Source organism: Paenibacillus sp. 1_12, assembly GCF_900114475.1.
Taxonomy (GTDB): domain Bacteria; phylum Bacillota; class Bacilli; order Paenibacillales; family NBRC-103111; genus Paenibacillus_S.
This window is the reverse complement of the sequence record NZ_FOTE01000005.1, coordinates 45,788-67,383: the sequence shown is the minus strand read 5'-3', so window position 1 is coordinate 67,383 and position 21,596 is coordinate 45,788. Positions and strand designations below refer to the sequence as shown.

General features: G+C 45.8%; 19 protein-coding genes. 17 read left to right on the top strand and 2 right to left on the bottom strand.

The window, feature by feature from the left end:
* Nucleotides 1-183: 183 nt before the first annotated feature.
* From BM210_RS12905 to BM210_RS12865, 9 genes are all read left to right on the top strand, one after another.
* Entirely contained in the window at nt 184-834 is a 651-nt protein-coding gene (locus BM210_RS12905) for an RsfA family transcriptional regulator (RefSeq protein ID WP_091168652.1), read from the top strand.
* Between the two features lie 113 nt (nt 835-947).
* Nucleotides 948-1,982, top strand: a complete 1,035-nt coding sequence (locus BM210_RS12900; RefSeq protein WP_177237788.1) for a ketopantoate reductase family protein — start codon at nt 948-950, stop codon at nt 1,980-1,982.
* A gap of 20 nt (nt 1,983-2,002) precedes the next feature.
* Complete coding sequence (locus BM210_RS12895; protein WP_091168648.1) at nt 2,003-2,398, top strand: DUF3397 domain-containing protein; 396 nt, start codon at nt 2,003-2,005, stop codon at nt 2,396-2,398.
* A gap of 15 nt (nt 2,399-2,413) precedes the next feature.
* Complete coding sequence (locus BM210_RS12890) at nt 2,414-2,701, top strand: late competence development ComFB family protein (protein WP_091168645.1); 288 nt, start codon at nt 2,414-2,416, stop codon at nt 2,699-2,701.
* 212 nt (nt 2,702-2,913) lie between these two features.
* Nucleotides 2,914-4,575, top strand: coding sequence for a peptide ABC transporter substrate-binding protein (locus BM210_RS12885; protein WP_091168643.1), 1,662 nt, complete (start codon nt 2,914-2,916; stop codon nt 4,573-4,575).
* A 124-nt stretch (nt 4,576-4,699) separates the two neighbouring features.
* Nucleotides 4,700-5,635, top strand: a complete 936-nt coding sequence (locus tag BM210_RS12880) for an ABC transporter permease (RefSeq protein WP_091168640.1) — start codon at nt 4,700-4,702, stop codon at nt 5,633-5,635.
* On the top strand, nt 5,635-6,546 hold the full coding sequence (locus tag BM210_RS12875) for an ABC transporter permease (RefSeq protein ID WP_091168639.1): 912 nt from the start codon (nt 5,635-5,637) through the stop codon (nt 6,544-6,546). Before BM210_RS12880 ends, BM210_RS12875 begins: the two co-directional genes overlap by 1 nt.
* Nucleotides 6,547-6,578: 32 nt before the next feature.
* On the top strand, nt 6,579-7,604 hold the full coding sequence (locus BM210_RS12870) for an ABC transporter ATP-binding protein (protein WP_091168636.1): 1,026 nt from the start codon (nt 6,579-6,581) through the stop codon (nt 7,602-7,604).
* Nucleotides 7,601-8,560 carry an ABC transporter ATP-binding protein gene (locus tag BM210_RS12865; RefSeq protein WP_091168634.1) on the top strand — a complete coding sequence of 320 codons (960 nt, stop codon included), beginning with the start codon at nt 7,601-7,603 and terminating at the stop codon, nt 8,558-8,560. The genes BM210_RS12870 and BM210_RS12865 overlap by 4 nt, the downstream gene beginning before the upstream one ends.
* 135 nt (nt 8,561-8,695) lie before the next feature.
* Here the strand turns inward: BM210_RS12865 and BM210_RS12860 are convergent, their stop codons facing one another.
* Nucleotides 8,696-9,124 (bottom strand): pyridoxamine 5'-phosphate oxidase family protein, encoded by a 429-nt coding sequence (locus BM210_RS12860; RefSeq protein ID WP_091168632.1) that lies wholly within the window; start codon nt 9,122-9,124, stop codon nt 8,696-8,698.
* A 211-nt stretch (nt 9,125-9,335) separates the two neighbouring features.
* On the opposite strand from BM210_RS12860, the gene bshC reads away from it, so the two are divergent.
* The 8 genes from bshC to gyrA all read left to right on the top strand — a co-directional run bounded on the left by bshC (nt 9,336) and on the right by gyrA (nt 21,253).
* Entirely contained in the window at nt 9,336-10,967 is a 1,632-nt protein-coding gene (bshC, locus tag BM210_RS12855; RefSeq protein ID WP_256223608.1) for a bacillithiol biosynthesis cysteine-adding enzyme BshC, read from the top strand.
* Nucleotides 10,968-11,006: 39 nt separating this feature from the next.
* Entirely contained in the window at nt 11,007-12,269 is a 1,263-nt protein-coding gene (locus BM210_RS12850) for an adenosylhomocysteinase (RefSeq protein ID WP_091168630.1), read from the top strand.
* 137 nt (nt 12,270-12,406) lie between these two features.
* Nucleotides 12,407-13,768: a M23 family metallopeptidase gene (locus BM210_RS12845; RefSeq protein ID WP_091168628.1), complete on the top strand. Its 1,362-nt coding sequence runs from the start codon at nt 12,407-12,409 to the stop codon at nt 13,766-13,768.
* 160 nt (nt 13,769-13,928) lie between these two features.
* A complete protein-coding gene (locus tag BM210_RS12840; protein ID WP_091168625.1) occupies nt 13,929-14,753 on the top strand; it encodes a GDSL-type esterase/lipase family protein in 825 nt (274 codons plus the stop codon).
* A 25-nt stretch (nt 14,754-14,778) separates the two neighbouring features.
* Nucleotides 14,779-15,741, top strand: coding sequence for an ABC transporter ATP-binding protein (locus BM210_RS12835; RefSeq protein ID WP_091168622.1), 963 nt, complete (start codon nt 14,779-14,781; stop codon nt 15,739-15,741).
* Nucleotides 15,734-16,726 carry an ABC transporter permease gene (locus tag BM210_RS12830; protein ID WP_091168620.1) on the top strand — a complete coding sequence of 331 codons (993 nt, stop codon included), beginning with the start codon at nt 15,734-15,736 and terminating at the stop codon, nt 16,724-16,726. Before BM210_RS12835 ends, BM210_RS12830 begins: the two co-directional genes overlap by 8 nt.
* Before the next feature lie 110 nt (nt 16,727-16,836).
* Nucleotides 16,837-18,810 (top strand): DNA topoisomerase IV subunit B, encoded by a 1,974-nt coding sequence (gene parE, locus BM210_RS12825; RefSeq protein ID WP_091168617.1) that lies wholly within the window; start codon nt 16,837-16,839, stop codon nt 18,808-18,810.
* A gap of 7 nt (nt 18,811-18,817) precedes the next feature.
* Entirely contained in the window at nt 18,818-21,253 is a 2,436-nt protein-coding gene (gene gyrA, locus BM210_RS12820; RefSeq protein WP_091168615.1) for a DNA gyrase subunit A, read from the top strand.
* On the opposite strand, the gene BM210_RS34790 is transcribed toward gyrA, so the two are convergent.
* Complete coding sequence (locus BM210_RS34790) at nt 21,250-21,417, bottom strand: hypothetical protein (RefSeq protein ID WP_177237787.1); 168 nt, start codon at nt 21,415-21,417, stop codon at nt 21,250-21,252. The two genes, gyrA and BM210_RS34790, sit on opposite strands and share 4 nt — an antisense overlap.
* Between the last annotated feature and the right edge of the window lie 179 nt (nt 21,418-21,596).

Below are 21,596 nucleotides of genomic sequence, written 5' to 3'. Positions count from 1 at the left end.
TTGTTGATCTGCTGCCAACAGGTATGGACGTGGACAAAATTGGCAATACAAAATAGTAGAAAACGATTCTATGAATTCTATTATGGGCATAGAGATTAAATAATGCAGCATTCCAAGTATCATATTCGATAGATGGATGTTTAAGAATGCTTGATTAACGAGAGCTGGGAGGACTGCTATTATATGACGGCAATTAGGCAGGATGCATGGAGCGAAGAGGATGATTTGATTTTGGCGGAGGTAACTCTGAGGCACATACGGGAGGGGAGCACACAGCTGTCCGCTTTTGAGGAAGTAGGCGAGAAGATAGGCAGGACACCCGCAGCCTGCGGCTTTCGCTGGAATAGCTATGTAAGGAAAAATTACGAGCAGGCGATACAAATTTCCAAGACACAGCGTCAAAAGCGAAATCAGTTCAAAAAACATACGGCTTACGCTTCCGTTTCCAGCAGCAATACGGCAATTTTGGATCATGGAGAAGCTAGAAGGGCTAATGAACCTTTTACGGAGGAATCGATCTCGATGGATGCGGTGATACGGTTTCTACGGCAGTGGAAGGGGAGCTACCATGAAATGTCGCGTCATATCCGCCATTTGGAGAAAGAGCTTTATGAAAAGCAGGATGAGCTAGATCGGCTTCGCAGAGATAATGATGTATTGAACAAGCAGGTTAATGAGGTAGAGACGGACTATCGTGTAGTCAATGATGATTACAAAGCTTTGATTCAAATAATGGATCGGGCTCGCAAGCTGGCTTTTCTTGTAGAGGAAGAAGATGAGCATAAGGCACGATTTAAAATGGATGCAAATGGGAATTTAGAAAGAATAGATTGAGAGTGGCCCTGCAGGCATTATGCTTGCGGGGTTTATTTGTGTCTGGTAGTCTGTTTATGATAAGGAAGAAGAGTAAGAGTTGCAAATGGGTAAGGGCAATAGGAGGAACCAAAATGAAGGTCAGAATTATTGGGGCTGGAGCCATGGGCCTGCTGGTGGCGGCGAGGTTGTTTCAGTCTGGAGTAAAGGTGGAGCTTGTTGCGCGAACACTTGGACAAGCGGTTAAAATTCGTACAGACGGACTAAAGCTATCGGAAAACAAGCTGCAAATAGAGGAGCAGGATACGATTCTGCCTGTACATGCTTATACTATCGAAGAACTGTTATCACAGAATTCAACGCTGTCAATAGAAGTATCCAGTGTGCCTCAGACGGACGCTTCTTCTGAGCTTAAAGTCAGGTCAGACTCTTCTTTGGACTCTCCTGATTATATCCTGCTAATGGTAAAGCAAACCTCGATCACGGATGAACTGGCACTTGAGCTGAGTAAGCAGCTCACAATCTCAACCCGGCTGGTATGCTTTCAGAACGGGATTGGACATATCGATATTCTTAGCCGTTATATAGCTATGGAGCAAATATGGATAGCTGTAACGACAGAAGGCGCATTCAAGCAGGCTGAACATCATGTAAGGCACACAGGGAAAGGGTTGACTTGGCTTGGTTCTGCACAGCCTGACGCTTCATCAAATATGGATATGCAGATTCTGCAAAATCTGCTGAATCTTGCAGGATTTAGCACAAAGGCGTCGAACAACATCAATAGCAAGGTTTGGAATAAGCTGCTCATGAATGCGGTTATTAATCCGGTAACAGCTGTTTTGCGGGTTCGTAACGGTGTGCTTCCCCGTACTCCGGCTGCCTTACCTTTGATGCGTTCTTTGTTGGACGAAGCATCCTTATTGGCGGACATGCTGGGTGTAGAGCTAGCAGCTGATATATGGGAGCAGGTCATACTCGTCTGCGAGCAGACTGCTGATAATCATTCCTCCATGCTGCAGGACGTAATGGCAGGCAGGGAGACAGAAATCGAAGCGATTACTGGAGGGCTGCTGAAGGCAGCGAGGCGACTCCATCTACAGCTTCCTACCCATTCCGCTATGTATGCGATGGTGCGTTCGATTGAACAGCAGATTGAAATAATATAAAATAAAGCAGGTGGTCTGCAATGAGTGCGTTGGTAGAATGGCTGCAATTGGTATACAAATATTTGGCTTTGGTACCACTTGTTCCATTTTTTTTGATCTGGGGTTTTGTCTTTTGGATATCCAGTGATAAGCGAAAAGCGACACACCGTGCGATTGATGTCACGACCTTATTTTTAATTGGTTCTGTTTCTATCGTTTCGAGGTATTTGTTCAACTCGAATATAGGGTTTTGGGGAATCATTCTAGTTTTTCTCATTGTTTGTGGACTTGTAGGCAACCTGCAGGAAAGAAAAAAGGGAAAAGTAAATCCTCTGAAAATTACAAAGACGCTGCTTCGATTTGGTTTTATTTTTTTGTCGGGGAGCTACGTACTGCTTTTGTGTATCAGTATTGGTAAATACTTAATATTCAGCTAGAGGGGGACTCAAATCATGGAAGTACATAATCTCATGGAAGATATTGTGAAGGGTTGTTTAAAAGATTTGATGCAGCATCAGGTAAGTGCGTCGGCACTTGAAGAAAAGCAGCAGAGCGATGTGATGGCGATTGTCTTGAATCGGCTGCCTGCCAAATATGTGTCTACACAGCAAGGTGAGGTTTTTGCCAAAACCCAGCTGAGATCGCAGATGGAAACGGATGTATATCGGGAGTTATCCTACGCCATCGAAAAAGTTCTACAAACGGAACGCCCTTCGGATTTAAGCGAGATAAAAGAATAATTTTAGCCAATTTACGGGAGCCTAGGAGTAGGCTTCTTTTTTTGTATGTCGAAGTTCAGGAAAACTGGATATTTTTACAATTGGATTTATTTGACCTTTGGTTGTATAATTTTGTCTTGATAACGATTTAGGATGGATTTAAGTTCAGAAATTACTTTTTGAATGAAAAAATATTCCATTAAATTACATAAAAAATAAAAGGAGGGCATTTTATGAAGTGGAAAAAGGTTATGGTTATTGCAACCGCAGCAGTCATGTTTGGTTCGGTAGCAGCAGGGTGTACGAATAATAAGGAGCAAGCCGGGGGGACAGGTACAGATGGGAAAGCCTCAGTACCGCAGGAGTTCAGAATTAATCTGTCAGCAGAGCCGCCTGCTTTGGATAGCTCAATTGCGACAACTAATCCAACCTTCACAATTTTGAATGCAATTAATGAGGGGTTATACCGATTGGATGCGGATGGAAAACCTCAGCCAGCGCTTGCTAAGGAACTGCCGAAAATCTCCACTGATGGTCTCGTTTACACGATCACTTTGAAAGATGGATTAACTTGGGCAGACGGCACGCCTCTTAAGGCTAGTGATTTTGAATTTGCTTACAAACGGACGCTGGACCCTGCTACGAAAGCCAAATATGCAACGATGCTGGCTTGGATTAAAGGTGGAGCTGCGATGAATAAAGCGAAGCCTGAAGAGCTGGAAGCGAAGAAAGCAGCGCTTGGAGTAAAGTCTATTGATGACAAAACACTCGAAATTACATTGGAACGTCCAGTTGCCTTTTTTACTGACCAGCTTTCCATGCCAACCTTTTTCCCACAAATGCCTGACTTTGTAAAGACACAAGGAGATAAGTATGGTGCTGATGCCGATAAGGTAATCGGTGCGGGTCCGTTCAAGCTGGAGAAATGGGATCATGAACAGCAGCTTGTGATGGTCAAAAATGACAAGTATTGGGATGCAGCGAATGTGAAGCTGAATAAAGTAACGGTTAACGTGGTCAAGGACCCTAACACGTCGCTTAACATGTTTGATACGAATCAGGTGGACTTGACTGAGCTGAAGGGTGATCAGTACCAAATGTTTCAAGGCAAACCTGAGCTGACACTCAAAAAGGAATTTGTTTCGGCTTATGTGATGCTTCAAAATAACAAAGTGCCAGCTTTTGCTAATGTGAAGGTACGTGAAGCTTTGGGTATGGCAATTGATCGTAAAGCACTTAATGATGTTGTGCTTGGCGGTTCCTCAATTCCGTCAACAGGTCTTGTACCAGGAACGGTACTAGACGGAAACAAAACAGAGTTTCGTAAGGTCGCTGGTGAAGCACAGCCGAAGTATGATACCGCTAAAGCAAAAGAACTGCTTGCTGAAGGATTGAAAGAGCTGAATATGACGGCTTTGCCTAAATTCAAGCTTACTTCAGATGATACGGAAACTTCAAAGAAAACAATTGAATTTATCCAGGCACAATGGAAACAAAATCTCGGCGTTGATGTGACTGGTGAACCACTGCCATTTGCACTTCGCGTGAAAAATATGCAGGAATATAACTTTGATGCGCTGATCGGACTATGGGGAGCGGATTATAATGATCCGATGACGTTCCTCGACATGTGGGTGTCTGACAATAAATCATTTAACTATATGGAATATAACAGCAAGGCTTATGACGATCTGGTTAAAGGTGCCGATAAGGAGCTTGACTTAGTGAAGCGTTCGAAGATGCTGGTCGATGCTGAGAAGCTATTAATGACCGATTCACCATTGGTGCCGCTTTATTTCCGTACAAGACCATATGCAAAACGTGTCAATGTAGAAGGCTTGATATTGCCGGCAATGTCCAAGGAATGGGAACTGAAGTGGGTTTCAATTAAATAAGGGTGAGACACATTTACATGCTCGATAGGGGGCCATTCTGACAATTGTTGGAGCGGCCCTCTGCTGGGTTCTAATGCTTACGAAGTTAGTTTTCCTTCGGAAAACTTTAAGGAGGTCCATAAACATGCTGCGCTATGCGTTCCGGCGTTTTATTTATATGATAATCACTTTGTGGGTGATTGTTTCGTTTACTTTTGTGTTGATGAAGAATTTGCCGGGGGACCCGTTCGGGGAAGAGTCGCTTAAACTCACAGCTGAACAAAAAACGCTGCTGTATGCGCAATACGGCTTGGATAAGCCGATGTGGGAGCAGTATCTGAAATATATGAACAATGTCATACACGGTGATTTGGGTGTCTCGTACGCTTTTCCTACCCGCAAGGTGACAGATATCATTGCACAAGGCTTTCCGGCCTCTCTAGAATTGGGACTGTGGGCGTTAGTGATCGCTATTATTGTCGGTCTTATATTAGGGGTTATTGCATCCTTGAACCATAACAAAGGTGCCGATATCGGAGCTATGTTCACGGCGGTTATCGGTATTTCGATTCCTTCCTTTGTATTGGGCCCGCTGCTCTCCTACTTTATTGGAGTAAAGCTGGGCTGGCTACCTACCGGGATGTGGACAGGGCCATCAAGTCGGGTGCTTCCTGCTATCGCGCTTTCCTTCGGGACGATTGCGATATTAGCCCGTTTGATGCGAACGTCAATGCTTGATGTACTGAGCCTAGATTATATCAAGACGGCTAAAGCCAAAGGATTGCCGCAGCGTACGATCGTCATACGTCATACCCTTCGCAATGCAATCCTGCCAGTTGTAACCGTATTGGGTCCGGTTTTTGTCAATTTAATAACGGGAACACTAGTAGTGGAGCAAATCTTTGTCGTGCCTGGGCTCGGGAAGCATTTTGTTCAGTCGATTTACTCCAATGATTATACGATGATCACCGGTCTGACTATCTTTTATTCCTTTCTGCTGGTGGCGGTATTGTTTGTAACAGATATCATATACGGATTCGTCGATCCCCGCATTCGTCTGACTCAAGGAGGCAGCAAGTGATGGAATCTAAAGATTTGTTTGAGCCTCTTGTCAAAGAGAATACAGGGCGTGAAGTCCTAGTAAGACCATCTATGACCTATTGGCAGGATGCCTGGAGAAGGCTTAAGAAAAATAAGCTGGCGATGTTCGGCCTAATCACTTTGATTACGTTGGCTGTACTATCTATTGCCGGCCCGCTGCTATCCCATTTTGATTATGCAACGCAAAATTATGATATTAAAAATCAAAAGCCTTCCTGGGCACATTGGTTTGGAACGGATGATTTTGGTCGGGACTTGTGGGTTCGCGTATGGTGGGGGACACGCATTTCATTAGCGATCGGACTTACTGCAGCATTGCTTGATCTGGTGTTCGGTGTCATGTACGGCGGTATCTCTGCTTATTATGGGGGACGGGTCGATGATATGATGCAGCGCGTGATCGAAATCATCTATTCGATTCCCTTCCTGCTGATCTCGATTTTGCTGATCGTGGTGCTTGGACCCGGGTTCAAAACGATCATTATTGCTTATGCAATCACAGGTTGGGTGCCCATGGCAAGACTTGTTCGTGGTCAGGTGCTTTCTTTAAAGGAACAGGAGTATGTGCTGGCTGCACGCACGCTGGGAGCGGGTGGAGCTCGCATTATTTTGAAGCATCTCGTTCCCAATGCACTTGGACTTATCATTGTACAAATTACGTTCATAGTGCCATCGGCTATTTTCGTTGAGGCGTTTTTAAGCTTTATCGGATTGGGAATAAGAGTACCGCTTGCATCCCTGGGGGCATTGTTATCGGACGGAGCGAATTCGATCCGTTTGTATCCTCATAGAGTTATTTTTCCGACAGTTATTTTCAGCTTCATCTTGATGAGCTTTAATTTGCTTGGGGACGGCTTGCGCGATGCACTTGATCCGAAAATGCGAAAATAACGCAGGATGCCACAATCAAGGAGGACACGACGATGAAAGACAACATATTGGAGGTCCAGAACCTCAGGGTATCCTTCCAAACCTATGCCGGAGAGGTACAGGCCGTGCGCGGTGTATCTTTTGATCTGCAAAAAGGAGAGGTGCTTGCAATTGTCGGGGAATCCGGCTGCGGCAAGTCGGTAACAGCACAAACGATTATGAGACTGAATCCATCGCCGCCAAGTGTGATCAAGGACGGATCCATTCGTTTTAACGGAAAAACTGAGATTACGACATGCTCGAATAAGCAGATGGAATCGATTCGCGGGTCGGAAATCGGAATGATCTTTCAAGACCCGATGACCTCATTGAATCCAACGATGACGATAGGCAAGCAAATCACAGAAGGTATAGTTAAGCATGAAAAGGTAAGCGTTGCAGAGGCCAACAAGCGTGCTGTTGAGATATTGAAGCTTGTAGGCATTTCCAATCCGGACGGTCGTATGCTGCAGTACCCTCATGAATTTTCAGGCGGAATGCGTCAGCGTGTGATGATAGCGATTGCGCTTGCTTGTAGTCCGAAGCTCCTAATCGCGGATGAGCCGACAACGGCACTGGATGTTACGATTCAGGCGCAAATTATCGAGCTGATGAAAAGGTTGGCTGAGCAGACCGAGGCTTCGATCATCCTCATTACGCATGATCTTGGCGTGGTGGCGGAGATGGCACAGCGAGTTCTCGTGATGTACGCGGGGAAAGTAGTTGAGCAGGGGACGGTGGATGAACTGTTTTACAATCCTCAGCATCCCTATACGTGGGGCTTGCTTCGTTCTGTCCCTCGTCTGGATCAGCCTGCTAATAGTGACTTGGTGCCTATTCCAGGGACACCGCCGGATTTGTTTGCGCCTCCGACTGGCTGTGCCTTCGCAGCAAGATGTCCTTATGCGATGAAGGTTTGTGTACAAACCGATCCTGAACATAGGAGTGTGTCGGACACACAATCTGCAGCCTGTTGGCTGCTGCATCCCGATGCACCAGAAGTGGATCGTCCGATAGAAGCGGGAGGTGTTACCCGATGAGCAGTGCTCCATTATTAGAGGTCCGCAAATTGCAAAAGCATTTTAACCTGGGCGGCGGTAAGCTGCTGAAGGCTGTAGACGATTTGAGCTTCTCTATCAAACGTGGTGAAACGTTTGGTTTGGTAGGTGAGTCCGGCTGCGGTAAATCAACGGCAGGACGTACCATTATTCGTCTGTATGAAGCAACTGGCGGGGAAGTTCTGTTTAACGGACAGCATGTGCATCAGCTTCGTGGAAGCCAACTGCAGGAGTTTCGTAGTCAGATGCAGATGGTATTTCAAGATCCTTATGCTTCGCTTAATCCGCGAATGACTGTAGGGAACATCATTGCTGAAGGCATGGATATTAATAAGCTCTACACGGGTAGCAAACGGAAAGAACGCGTTGTGCAGCTGCTGCAGGACGTGGGCTTGAATGAAGAGCATGCTAGCCGATTCCCTCATGAATTCTCAGGAGGTCAGCGGCAGCGTATAGGTATTGCGCGAGCACTAGCCATTAATCCGCAATTTATTATCGCGGACGAGCCTATATCCGCATTGGATGTTTCGGTACAGGCGCAGGTTGTTAACTTGTTCAAACGGCTACAAAAGGAACGGGATTTAACCTATTTGTTTATTGCTCATGATTTAGCGATGGTTAAGCATATATCGGATCGGATTGGCGTTATGTATTTAGGAAAGCTGATTGAAGTAACCACTTCGGATGCTTTGTATGCCAAACCGCTGCACCCTTATACACAGTCGCTGCTGTCGGCGATCCCGATTCCTGATCCTGAGATCGAGCGTACGCGGGAGCGAATTATTCTAAAGGGCGAAATTCCAAGTCCCTTGAATCCGCCAAGCGGCTGCCCTTTTCGGACCCGGTGTCCTTATGTTATGGACGTATGTGCCGCAATCATGCCAGAGTTTAAAGAGATTGAACCGGATCATTATGCAGCTTGTCATTTATACAATTAAATCGGATAGAAAAGGGGATGTGGCAGCGGTCTGAATGACCTGTGCTCACATCCCCCTTTTAAATTTAAAAAGCGCCCGTTCTCATGGGAGAGACTCCACATGAGAGACGAGCTTCTCATATCAACTAAGCGGCTACTAGCCGTGCCAAACCTCAGGCTGGCCGTCACCATTCATATATTCAATCTGCGACGGTGTGATTTCTATAATGACATAGTTGGGGTCTTGTTTTCCGTCAAAATATGCTTTGAAATCGTCCTGCCACAATTTTTCTTTCAAGCTTTCATTCTGTGAGATCTTCGCAGTTCCTTCTACCTGTAAAATGACGGATGACGGCTTGCCGTCAAAGCCGGTCAATATGTGCACATGAGGATTTTTTTGCAATTCCTCCACTTTGTGTGTTTTCTTATTGGTAGCCAGATAAATGGACAAATTGTCATTGAAAAGCGCCATGTAGCGGACCTTGGGTTTATTGCCCTCAATTGTTGCGAACGAGCAGATTGGATTTCCACTGAGTGCTTTAACGATCTTTTCCTGAAGCTGCGTTTCTTTAACTCCCTGTACCATAAGAATAACTCCCTTCGTGGATTATTGGATGGTTGAGTCGTGACTTACATCGAATCATTCTATAAAGTACCCCAAACCGACCCGTTTTGAAACGAAGTCTCAAAAATTTGTTGTAATTTAGAGCTCCAGACTTTTGACGATTTCATCGAACATGTGTACAATCAAGTAGATACATATTATAAATAAAGTGAGGCGGCTTCCGTTGTTGAAAGTGGAATCGATTCATTGGAAATCCAGCCTGCCTTTAACTGAGGATTACGTTCAAGATTATGACAAGGTGAGTGACTTATTCGAGCATGACCCTTGGAACGAATCATCTTGGGCTGAACGTGCGGCTTGGCTCGATCGCGGGAATCCTCTGGCAGCCGACCGAGGACAACTCGTTGAGGTTTTGCATAGCTACAATAAAGCTATCGGCAATGCTCCACAAGCTTTGGATGCGATAGGAAAGCTGAAGCAGCAGGAGACGCTTTGTATCGTGGGTGGACAGCAAGCAGGCTTGTTCAGCGGTCAAGCCCTTGTTATTTATAAGGCGATTACTTTGATTCGCTCAGCAAAGCTAGCTTCGGAGAAACTGGGGCGCCCCGTTATTCCTGTTTTTTGGATTGCGGGCGAGGATCATGATTTTGACGAAGTGAACCATATGTATTACTTATCTCAGGATATGCAGGTCAGCAAGATTAAGATTGAGCATCCGAGCGGTAAGCGTAGTACAGTTAGCAGCCTGACGATTTCACAGGAGCAGTGGGTCACAGCGCTGGAGCTATTGGATGCATCCCTGATACCGACCGAGTTTAAACCGGGGTGGATGGATTTGCTTCGTGCCGCAGCGGCTGAGTCCCATACCCTAGTTGATTTTTTTGGACGAATTATCGCCAAGCTGTTTGGTGCACAAGGTTTAGTATTGGTTAACTCCGATGATCCCAAGCTTAGACGGCTGGAATCACCTATGTTTGCCAAGCTGATTCGTGAGCATGAAGCCGTGAATGCTGCCGTACTGGCGGGTCGAGATCAGGTACAGGCGCTTAGTTATTCATCCCAGGTAGAATTGAATGAACGCAGTGCCAACTTATTCGTGTTGGATGATGATGAGCGGATCTTATTATATGCGGCTGGACCCGATGGTCCTTATACCGATCGTAAGAAGGAACGCATGTATACCCGTGAGCAGCTGCTGGATTGGGCGGAATCGACACCAGAGCGATTCAGCAACAATGTCATGACCAGACCGCTGATGCAGGAATATTTGTTCCCTGTTCTGGGTACAGTATTGGGTCCAGGTGAAATAGCCTATTGGGCGATTACGCGTAAGGCATTTCATCAGATCGGATACCAAATGCCGATTGTCATTCCAAGGTTGGAATTCACCATTCTCGAAGGAACCGTGCAGAAGAATATGCACAAATTTGGTCTTTCACTGGAAGATGTGTTATACCGTCTGGAGGATAAGCAGGAGGAGTGGCTGCGTTCTCAGGATACGCTCAAGCTTGAGGAGCGTTTTGCAGAGGTGCGAGCCCAATTTGTTGAGGGTTACCAACCTCTGGTTGAATTGATTGCAGGGATTAACCCAGGGATTGGTAAGCTGGGAGAAACCAACATGGGCAAAATTATCGAACAAATCCACTTTTTGGAGCAAAAAGCGAGTGATGGAGCCCGTGCACAGTTCGATGCTTCGCTACGACACTTCCAGCGAATCGGTTTGTCAGTCGTCCCGATGGGAAAACCACAGGAGCGGGTGTATAATATTTTTTCGTATCTTAATAAATACGGTGACTCTTGGCTGTACGAACTTGTAGACAGTGATTTAAAGCCTGATGGCAAGCACAAGATTCTTTATATGTAAAAGTACTTTTAACCCCCATAATTTGAAGGAGGAACATCAATGAATACGAAGGAACGCAGTATTATTAAAGACCTGGCTTTAGCGCCGGAAGGACATTTAAAAATCGAGTGGGTTAATGCTCATATGCCGGTTTTGAACCGGATCAGAGAGCAATTTGAGAAGGAACAGCCGTTTAAAGGTCTTAAAGTAGCCATTTCCTTGCATTTAGAAGCTAAAACTGCTTATTTGGCCAAGGTCGTTAAGGCAGGCGGAGCTGAAGTTGCAATTTGCGGAAGTAATCCGTTATCCACACAAGATGATGTATGCGCAGCTTTGGTTGAGGACGGTATTACGGTATTTGCCAAGTACAATCCAGATCCTAAGGAATACAGAGAGTTGTTGATCAAGACGTTGGAAACCGAACCAGACCTCATTATCGATGATGGTGGAGATCTGGTATCGATGCTGCATTCAGAGCGTAAAGATCTGCTGAAAAACGTACGTGGTGGAGCGGAGGAAACCACTACCGGTATTTTGCGTTTGAAAGCAATGGAAAAAGAAGATAAGCTGCAATTCCCGATGATTGCGGTTAATGATGCTTATTGCAAATATTTGTTTGATAACCGTTATGGAACAGGTCAATCGGTATGGGATGGCATTAATCGTACAACCAATCTGGTTGTTGCCGGTAAAACGGTTGTCGTTGTCGGCTACGGCTGGTGCGGTAAAGGCGTTGCTATGCGTGCCAAAGGATTGGGCGCTAATGTGGTTGTCACTGAAATTGATGGCATTCGTGCGGTTGAAGCCTACATGGACGGTTTTGCTGTCATGTCGATGGTTGAAGCAGCCAAAGTCGGCGATTTCTTCGTCACTGTTACAGGTAATCGTGATGTTATCCGCGGCGAGCACTACAAGGTAATGAAGGACGGTGCTATTCTTTCTAATGCAGGCCATTTTGACATTGAAGTCAACAAGCCTGAGCTGGACGAATTGTCCGAGTCCAAACGTACGGTTCGACGCAACATTGAAGAATACAAGTTGAAAGACGGACGTAAATTCTATTTGATCGCAGAAGGACGTTTGGTCAATTTAGCGGCAGGAGACGGTCATCCTGCAGAAATTATGGATATGACGTTTGCACTGCAGGCGATGTCTTTAAAATATGTAAATGACAACTACAATTCCATTGGCAAAAAGGTTGTCAACGTGCCTTATGAGCTGGATGAACAGGTAGCGCGTTATAAACTGGCATCGATGAATGTTACGATAGATACATTAACTGACGAGCAAAAACTGTACCTGGACAGCTGGGCAGAGCATTAATAAAGGATGTTCAACGAAATTAAAGAAGGCGCTCAGCAATGGGCGTCTTTTTTGTTGTGCTAACTAGATTGCTAGCTGAATAGACTAGAACAGGTTGTTTACTCTCCACCATTACACCGAATTAACGGGAGGTACAAGTGGATTACACAACAAAGTTTAGTAAATGCAGGTGGCTATTGGTAGGTTGTGCAGTGATTGGCATGGTCATATTGCTTGCCGGATGCTTACTGCATCCACACCCTAACAGGCAAGGGTCCGTACCTCGCAACGAGGAGTTGTACAGCATGGATCAGCATTCCATAGACGATTTTATTAATGCTGAGGCTGAGCAGCTCGAGATTTACGAGCAGGAACGGCAATTGGCTGCAAGTAAACGAGGCGTGCAAATTAAGATTGATGGCAGTCTGCTCGGTATTGTGAAAGACGAGGAAGCGGCTTCCGCTCTGTTAGATCAATATAAACAGATCCGGCTTGCGCCTGTGAGCGCTCCCAATTCTGATGTAACTAATTCGGGCTCAGCGTCCAGTAAATCGAAGGTTCGTATTTTAACGGCATCCATTGGCAAGGATCAGACCACGGAGCAGCCGGGGTTCATTCAGTATGCCGAATTTGTACAGCACATTGAGCTTGTAAAGGTAGATATTGAACCAGAGGATATTGAGGATAATGAGGTATTATTGGATAAAATCGCAACGGGAGGCGTTAAGCCTTTCATTTATACCGTTGTACGTGGTGATTGTATTTCATGTCTTGCCTATAAATTCAAAATCGATAAACAAGTCATCTATAACAACAATCCCCAAATTCGCAACGATTTAATTCGTATCGGGGAAAAGTTGGATTTGTCTGTCTCACAGCCCATGCTGACGCTCAAAACGGTTGAGCAGCGGATCAACGAAGTAGAGGTGCCATTCACTACGGAATATATCGAAGATAACTCACTAAAGGCAGGTATTCAAGAAATCTTATCGGCTGGAATCCCAGGCTTGCTGCAGGTCGCAATGAACACAACCCGAATTGACGGTGAATTTATAGAGGAAACGGAAGTTGAACAAAAGTTAATTCGTTCGGCTACAAAGGCAATAGTGAAAAAAGGTACCATGATTGTCGCAGGTATGGGTACAGGGCAGTTCGCGTGGCCCGTCTATAGGGCTAAGCTGACAAGCGATTACGGGAGCCGCTGGGGAAGCTTTCATCCAGGAATGGATATGGTGTCGGAGCAATCAGGCATCGTCGCTTCCGATCATGGAGTAGTTATTTTCGCAGGCTGGAAAACAGGTTACGGCAACTGCATCATCATTGACCATCACAACGGCTATAGCACGCTTTACGGGCATTTGAGCAAAATTTCCGTAGCTGTGGATGATCGCATAGAAAAAGGGGATAAGATCGGGATTATGGGCAGCACTGGGAATGCGACAGGCGTTCATTTGCATTTTGAAATCCGCAAGGGTGAGGTTCAGGAAAACCCAATGAAATATTTGGGAAAAGCGAGCTAAATAAATGAAACCACACGCAAGTTGAAATTTCACATTGGAAGCAGGCCGAAGACCCAGGGTTCCGGTCTATTTGACATGGATTTGCAAATTGTCTCGTGAACCGCTACTCTAAAATGGAGTCTTTATATGGTTGTCGAATATCGGGAGGGGGAGAGGTCGTTTGTTTTCTACACGTTTTTTATGGCGTACGGTTGGGTTGGCAGCGTTCTTGTCAACGCTTATTTGTGTGTTTGGATTCGTATATGCCATTAATCAGATTATGTATCCGAAGCTCGCTGCCAATAACAATCTTACGATCCCAGGAGAAGTTGTGAAGCCCAAAGAATCGCCGTTTGCGTCCAAGGATAAGATTCAAATCGTGGCTCTTGGAGATTCATTGACCGCGGGAACTGGTGATTTATCGGGGCGTGGATATGTTGGACAAACGAAGGAAAAGCTGGAACAACAGCTCGGTAAGCCTGTATACATATTAAATAACTTTGCGATTCCTGGTTTTCGGACTTATGATGTGCTGAAGGATATGGATGCCAAAAAAGATATCGGAGCCTCGCTTTCACAAGCGGATCTGATCCTGCTGACCATTGGCGGTAATGATTTGTTCGAGGGTGGACAAGGAGTATTGAGTACAACAGGGGACGAAGGCTTTAATCCCAAGGGTGCGGAAGAACGGATGCCGGAAGCTTTACAAAGGTTGGAGCAAATTCTGGATCGGGTCGCCAAGCAGAATCCGACAGCTATAATTGCTTATGTGGGTTTGTATCATCCTTTTCTGGATATGGACCCGAAACGGGAAGGTATCCTTACCGTGCAGAAATGGAATACTGCCGCTTTTGAAATTGCTCATCGCTACCCGAATATTGTCGTTGTTCCAACATCTGATTTATTTGAGCTTAATTTAGGCAAGTATTTATATACGGACCATTTTCATCCGAATCAGGATGGTTATGAACGTATAGCGGAACGTATTGTGCAAATTGTTAAATAGCGTCTCACAAGAGAGAGGTGAAACTATGGTGAATCAACGGGAAGTTGTGCTGTCCGTCAAAAATGTGAAGAAATCCATCAAACGCAAAGAAATTATTAAAGGGATATCCTTCGAGGTATATGCTGGTGAAATATTCGGATTTCTTGGGCCGAACGGCTCCGGAAAAACGACAACCATTCGGATGCTTGTGGATTTGATTAAACCATCGGAAGGCTCTATTACAATTTGCGGATATGATGTTCATAAAGAGCATAATAAGGCGCTGCAATATGTAGGCTGTATCGTCGAAAATCCGGAGCTGTATTCATATTTAAGCGGATGGGAGAATTTAGAGAATTTTGCCCGCATGCTGCCTGATGTCGGTGAAAAGCGTATCCAGGAAGTCGTGGATATCGTCGGGATGGACGTGCGTATCCGCGATAAGGTTCGTACTTATTCACTCGGTATGCGGCAGCGGCTCGGCATTGCGCAAGCTCTGTTGAATAGTCCCAAGCTGTTGATTTTGGATGAGCCTACGAATGGTCTGGACCCACAAGGTATTAAAGAGATGCGTGAATTTATTCAACAGCTGGCAAAAACAGGCTTAAGCCTATTCGTATCGAGCCATTTGCTCAGTGAAATTCAACAAATGTGTGATCGTGTAGCCATTATTAGTCATGGCGAGGTCATTAAGGTCGGCGAGGTCGATTCCTTAATTGATGAATCCGCAAGCCGAGTGATTTGGAGAGTTACCCCACTTAAACAGGCTTTGGATCTACTGGAGGCAGAGCAGGAGGTATTGATTATTGAATATCATGAAGCTGTTCAAGATCATAAGGACCAGAGCCCTCTGGCAGCCAGTATTATTACTCAGCTTCGGCCTGAAGCTATACCGTTATTGACTCGAAAACTTGCGGAATCTGGCGTTTTGCTGTACGGTGTGGAGACGAAAAGCCCTACGCTGGAAGATTTATTCTTAAGTCTGACGGAGGGTGAGCGTATTGGTTAGCTTATATCCACTCATAAAAAACGAATGCATCAAGATCATTAAAAAACGCCGCTTGCTGGTCGTTCTACTCATTCTTGCTGCCCTTATTCCAATGTTTACGTATGCGCAGATGAAGGTAGCAGAGAATAATCTAAAGCAATTCGGCACAAATGACTGGCGGGCAGAGCAGCGGCAAAAAATCGTTGATTTTACCCGCAGCATCGGAAGCGCTCGTGTTCCTGAGGAATGGAAGCAGTTCCGCCGCGTTGAAGTCAAGCTGGCTCAGTACTACTTGGATAAAGATGTGAATCCCGCGGAGCCGAACGGGGTAACCTTTACAAGAGAATTCATCAAAAATGCAGTAGGCTTATTTATTCCCTTAATGATCATGGTCATCGCATCGGATCTAGTATCATCGGAGCATTCGACAGGAACCATCAAGCTGCTGCTGACAAGACCTGTGCAGCGCTGGAAAATATTAATGAGCAAGCTGCTCAGTCTGATTTTGTTTACGTCGCTCGTCGTTATAAGTACGGGGCTGCTCTGTTATCTGATTTCAGGGGTAGTGTTTGGTTATGGCGGCTGGGACATGCCTGTATTTTTCGGATTTACGATTATCGGCTCTGAGGTCGATACTACCTTTGTCCGTCCCGTCGATCAATGGCTTTACCTGATCATGGAATTTGGTTTGGTCTGGTACGCAGCACTCATTGTAGCGGTTATGTCATTGATGGTTTCAGTCCTGATCCGCAGCACAGCGGCAGGCATGGGCTTGATGCTGGCAGTACTGATTTCGGGTACGATTTTGACCAATATGGTATCTTCCTGGGAAACAGCGAAATATTTGTTTATGGTGAATCTGCGTCTGACGGATTATTTGACCGGCAGTATGCCGCCTATTAAAGGGATGGATTTACCCTTCTCATTAGCCGTGCTGACGGTTTGGGGCCTTGCCTCGGTAATTGCCTCCTTTATTGTCTTCACGAAAAAAGATGTATTGAACTAACAACGCAAGATGATATAATGCACAATAGAAACCAGACGTCACAGGAGCAAAACATAATTTTTTCCAAACCTGCGATAAAACTGGGGCTTTAGGGATAAGGAGAGACTGCGATGGCGGAGCAACTGGATTTGTTAGCCAATACAACAACCACGCGGGCGGAATACGACGCTGATGATATACAGGTGTTGGAAGGACTTGTAGCGGTCCGTAAAAGGCCGGGTATGTATATAGGAAGCACAAGCTCTTCCGGACTGCATCATTTGGTATGGGAGATTGTCGATAATGCCGTTGATGAGCATTTGGCCAAATATTGTTCGAAGATTGATGTGACTATTCACAAAGACCAATCGATTACCGTTCAGGATAATGGACGGGGAATACCGACAGGTATGCACAAAACAGGGATTCCGACCCCGCAGGTCGTATTTACGATTCTGCATGCCGGCGGAAAGTTTGGCGGATCTGGATATAAGAAGTCAGGAGGGCTGCACGGAGTTGGTGCTTCGGTAACCAATGCGCTGTCCGAATGGCTGGAGGTCACGATTTACCGTGATGGTAAAACTCATAAGCAGCGGTTCGAATATTGGGTCGATGACTCGGGTATTGAACATGTAGGTGAGCCCGTAGGTGGTCTGGAAGTGCTGGGCAATACGAGACAAACCGGTACAAAGGTTACCTTCAAACCGGATAAAAGAGTGTTCCAGAGCGGAATTGCGGTTACGTATGATACGTTGTACGAGCGGCTGCAGGAGATTGCTTTTCTAAACTCGGGACTTCAAGTGACGATCAAGGATGAGCGCACCGATAAGCAGGAAACCTTTCAGTATGAAGGTGGTGCCAGTCAGTTTGTCGTTTTTTTGAACGAGGAGAAGACGGTACTGCACGACGTGATCCATTTTACCGGGGAAAAAGAAGATATCGAGGCGGAGATCGCTCTTCAGTATAACGATGGATACACAGAGACTTTGGTATCCTTTGTTAACTCTATTCCAACACGCGGCGGCGGTACTCACGAAACAGGGTTTAAGACCGCTTATACCCGTGTCATGAACGACTATGCTCGTAAAACAGGGATTTTGAGGGAAAAAGATAAGAATCTGGACGGCCAGGATTTGCGTGAAGGCATGATGGCTGTCATTAACATCAAGATGGGCGAGGTTGAATTCGTCGGGCAAACCAAGGATCAATTGGGCAGTGCATCTGCTCGCGGCGTAGTCGATTCTATCGTTTCCGACAAAATGGCTGTGTTCCTGGAGGAAAATCCTCAGTCGGCACAGATGATCATGAAAAAGGCTGTGCAATCGGCCAAGGCGCGCGAAGCTGCACGTAAGGCACGTGAGGAAATACGCAGCGGCAAGAAGGGCAAGAGTGAGAGCTCGAATCTCGGCGGTAAGCTGACTCCTGCGCAATCAAAGGATTATGCCCGTAACGAATTGTTTATCGTGGAAGGAGATTCCGCGGGAGGTTCGGCCAAGCAAGGCCGGGATTCCAAGCACCAGGCCATTCTGCCACTGAAGGGCAAGCCGATGAATCCTGAGAAAGCCAAGCTGCCCGATATTATGAAGAACGATGAGTACAAGGCAGTGATTGCTGCCATTGGTGCGGGGGTTGGTCCCGAATTCGATGCTAGCGAAAGCAATTACGGCAAAATCATTATAATGACGGATGCGGATACAGACGGAGCACATATTCAGGTACTCTTGCTTACCTTCTTTTATCGGTATATGAAGCCTTTAATTGACACCGGCAGAGTATACATCGCTCAACCGCCCTTATATAAGGTGACCAAAAAATCAGGCAAAAACAGTACGGTTCACTATGCATGGACAGACGACCAGTTGAGCAAGCTTAACAAAACGCTGGGAAAAGGAATAGAGCTTCAGCGTTACAAAGGCTTAGGCGAGATGAATCCGAATCAGCTGTGGGAAACCACGATGGACCCGGCAACAAGAATTCTTTTGCAGGTACAGATAGAGGATGCGGCCAAAGCCGAAAGGCGTGTATCTACGCTGATGGGAGATAAAGTAGACCCGCGTAAGCGTTGGATTATCGAGAATGTCGACTTTACCGAGTTCGAGGAGTAGATAAATAGTGACGATACCTGAAAATTTTTTACCGGCATTTTTAGAGGAAGTGGTGGGCGACCGGTTTGGTCGTTACTCCAAATATATTATTCAAGACCGCGCGATTCCCGATGTTCGGGACGGATTGAAGCCTGTACAGCGGCGTATTCTGTACGCCATGTACGATGCTGGCAACTCACCAGACAAAATGTACCGCAAATCAGCTAAAACCGTTGGCGACGTGATGGGTAATTATCACCCGCATGGTGATTCCTCGATTTATGACGGAATGGTGCGGATGGCACAGCCATGGAAGATGGGGCATATGCTGATTGACGGTCATGGCAACTGGGGGTCTGTGGATGATGATCCACCCGCGGCTATGCGTTATACGGAAGCCCGACTATCGGAAATCGCGATGGAGCTGCTGCGGGATATCGAGAAACGCACAGTGCTGTTTAAAGATAATTTTGATAATACAACCAAAGAACCGGTGGTTTTGCCGTCCCGTTATCCAAATTTATTGGTGAATGGTGTCAGCGGAATTTCATCCGGATTTGCTACGGAAATTCCACCCCACAATCTACGCGAGGTAGTGGATGCCTGTATAGCCCTAATTGATGATCCAACTATCGAGCTGGAAGCATTGATGAAGATTATGAAAGGCCCTGATTTTCCGACTGGTGGCATCATTATGGGCTCAGACGGAATTCGTGATGCTTTCCGGACTGGCAAAGGACGTATTTATGTGCGTTCGCGCACTGAAATTGAGCAGCTGCGCGGCGGACTTCAGCAAATTGTGATCACAGAAATACCGTATCAGGTCGTGAAGTCGCGTTTGGTCACAGCTATGGAGAACATCCGGCTGGAGAAAAAAATTGAGGGAATCTCAATTGTTCGTGACGAAAGTGGACGTAACGGGATGCGTATCGTCGTTGAATTGAAAAAAGAAGCCGATGCTCAAGGGATTCTTGCTTATTTATTGAAAAAAACCGATCTGCAGGTCGTCTATAATTTCAATATGGTTGCCATTGTCAATAAGACACCGAAGCAGCTGAGCGTCATCGAAATTTTGAAGGCTTATATTGAGCATCAAAAGGAAGTCGTTACGTTCCGTACCCGTTTTGACTTGGAAAAGGCTGAGGATCGCGCACATGTGCTGGAAGGGCTTGCCAAGGCGCTTAACATTTTGGATGAGGTCATCGCAACGATTAAAGCTTCCAAAAATCGTCAGGATGCTCAAAATAACCTCGTGTCACAATTCGGCTTTACCGAGCGGCAGGCAGATGCGATTTTGATCTTGCAGCTGTATCGATTGACCAATTTGGAAATTAATTCCATCGAGAAAGAATTGAAGGAATTACAGAAATCGATAGCTAATTTACGCTCCATTCTAGGCAGCGAGAAGAAGCTGCTCGCTGTTATTAAGACGGAAATGACTGAAATTCGTACCAAATACGGAATTGATCGCCGTTCGGATATTCAAGATGAAGTGGAAGAACTTAAGGTTAATCTGGAGGTCATGGTTACCGCTGAGGACGTTTATGTAAGCTTATCCAATGAGGGATATATCAAACGGACAAGCAAGCTTTCCTTCACCCGTTCCGGAGGGGAAATTGAAAAGACAGGACTTAAAGAAGGTGATTACCTTCGCTATTTACTGGAGGTCAACACCCTTCAGAACCTGCTCATTTTCACTCAAAAGGGGCAGTATTATCTGCTGCCGGTTCACCAAGTTCCCGAGTACAAATGGAAAGAGAATGGAACCGCAATTGTCAATATTATTCCTGTTCCGAAGGATGACCGTATTATCAGCGTAATTCCGGTTAAGGATTTTAACGAGCCAGGTAAGTCATTCGTATTCGTCACGCGGCGGGGCCAAGTCAAACGTACAGAGCTAAAAGAATACGCGACAAGCCGTTCTATTGGTATCGTGGCCTGTAAGGTTGCCGAGCAGGACGCGATTATCAGTGTGAGACTGAGCCGGAATGATGAGGATATTATGCTCGTCACAAAGCAGGGAATGGCGATACGCTTCAAAGAAGATGAAGTCAACGCAATGGGTCGGGCAGCTGGCGGAGTTCGTGGTATCCAGATGAAGGATGACGATGAAGTTGTGAGTGCAGAGTGGATCAAAGGTGAGGAAGGCGAGCTGCTCGTTGTTACTGATCTGGGATTTGCCAAACGCTCACTCATTCTCGATTATCCGATTCAAGGACGTGGAGGCAAGGGAATATTTACATTCGAGTTCAGGGAAGGCCCCAGAATCAAGCCGAATGGAGCAAGTCTTGTTAAAGCATTCGTCGTAAAAGAAGAACTATTACTGACCGCAATTTTGCAGAGCGGAAGTCGTCTCTCCTTTTCTTCGGAGAAAACACCGATTGAACAGCGCAAGTCTACAGGCCGTCAAGTCATTGGCGTAACCAAAACAGATTTAATTACAGATATGTTAAAAACAGATTAATCATAGCTATTGGTTTCTGGTTCCAGTTTTTCCGAAAGTTGCAGCATCAGCTCCAATACGGCCCACACCGGCATCGAATCATCCAGACGTTCGAGCCACTGTGGGTCGTTCAATATGCCTCTTTGAATTGCGAGCTGACCGATGCGCTGCTTCCAAGATTCCATAACCTGATCACTCCTTCTTATGATTTGACAAGCTCTGCCGATAGTCGAATGCCTATGCTGCACTATATGTTGAAAGGCGTCTAATGTTCCTTTTTTTTATCGATTAATGTCTCAAAGTATTTATGTCGTTAATCTTTTAAAGAGAACGGGCGGATGATATACTAAAGGAAAAGTATGGG

Coding starts and splice junctions, on each gene's coding strand:
- BM210_RS12905 (WP_091168652.1), top strand. CDS start 184: ATGACGGCAATTAGGCAGGATGCATGGAGCGAAGAGGATGATTTGATT.
- BM210_RS12900 (WP_177237788.1), top strand. CDS start 948: ATGAAGGTCAGAATTATTGGGGCTGGAGCCATGGGCCTGCTGGTGGCG.
- BM210_RS12895 (WP_091168648.1), top strand. CDS start 2,003: ATGAGTGCGTTGGTAGAATGGCTGCAATTGGTATACAAATATTTGGCT.
- BM210_RS12890 (WP_091168645.1), top strand. CDS start 2,414: ATGGAAGTACATAATCTCATGGAAGATATTGTGAAGGGTTGTTTAAAA.
- BM210_RS12885 (WP_091168643.1), top strand. CDS start 2,914: ATGAAGTGGAAAAAGGTTATGGTTATTGCAACCGCAGCAGTCATGTTT.
- BM210_RS12880 (WP_091168640.1), top strand. CDS start 4,700: ATGCTGCGCTATGCGTTCCGGCGTTTTATTTATATGATAATCACTTTG.
- BM210_RS12875 (WP_091168639.1), top strand. CDS start 5,635: ATGGAATCTAAAGATTTGTTTGAGCCTCTTGTCAAAGAGAATACAGGG.
- BM210_RS12870 (WP_091168636.1), top strand. CDS start 6,579: ATGAAAGACAACATATTGGAGGTCCAGAACCTCAGGGTATCCTTCCAA.
- BM210_RS12865 (WP_091168634.1), top strand. CDS start 7,601: ATGAGCAGTGCTCCATTATTAGAGGTCCGCAAATTGCAAAAGCATTTT.
- BM210_RS12860 (WP_091168632.1), bottom strand. CDS start 9,124: ATGGTACAGGGAGTTAAAGAAACGCAGCTTCAGGAAAAGATCGTTAAA.
- BM210_RS12850 (WP_091168630.1), top strand. CDS start 11,007: ATGAATACGAAGGAACGCAGTATTATTAAAGACCTGGCTTTAGCGCCG.
- BM210_RS12835 (WP_091168622.1), top strand. CDS start 14,779: ATGGTGAATCAACGGGAAGTTGTGCTGTCCGTCAAAAATGTGAAGAAA.
- parE (WP_091168617.1), top strand. CDS start 16,837: ATGGCGGAGCAACTGGATTTGTTAGCCAATACAACAACCACGCGGGCG.
- BM210_RS34790 (WP_177237787.1), bottom strand. CDS start 21,417: ATGGAATCTTGGAAGCAGCGCATCGGTCAGCTCGCAATTCAAAGAGGC.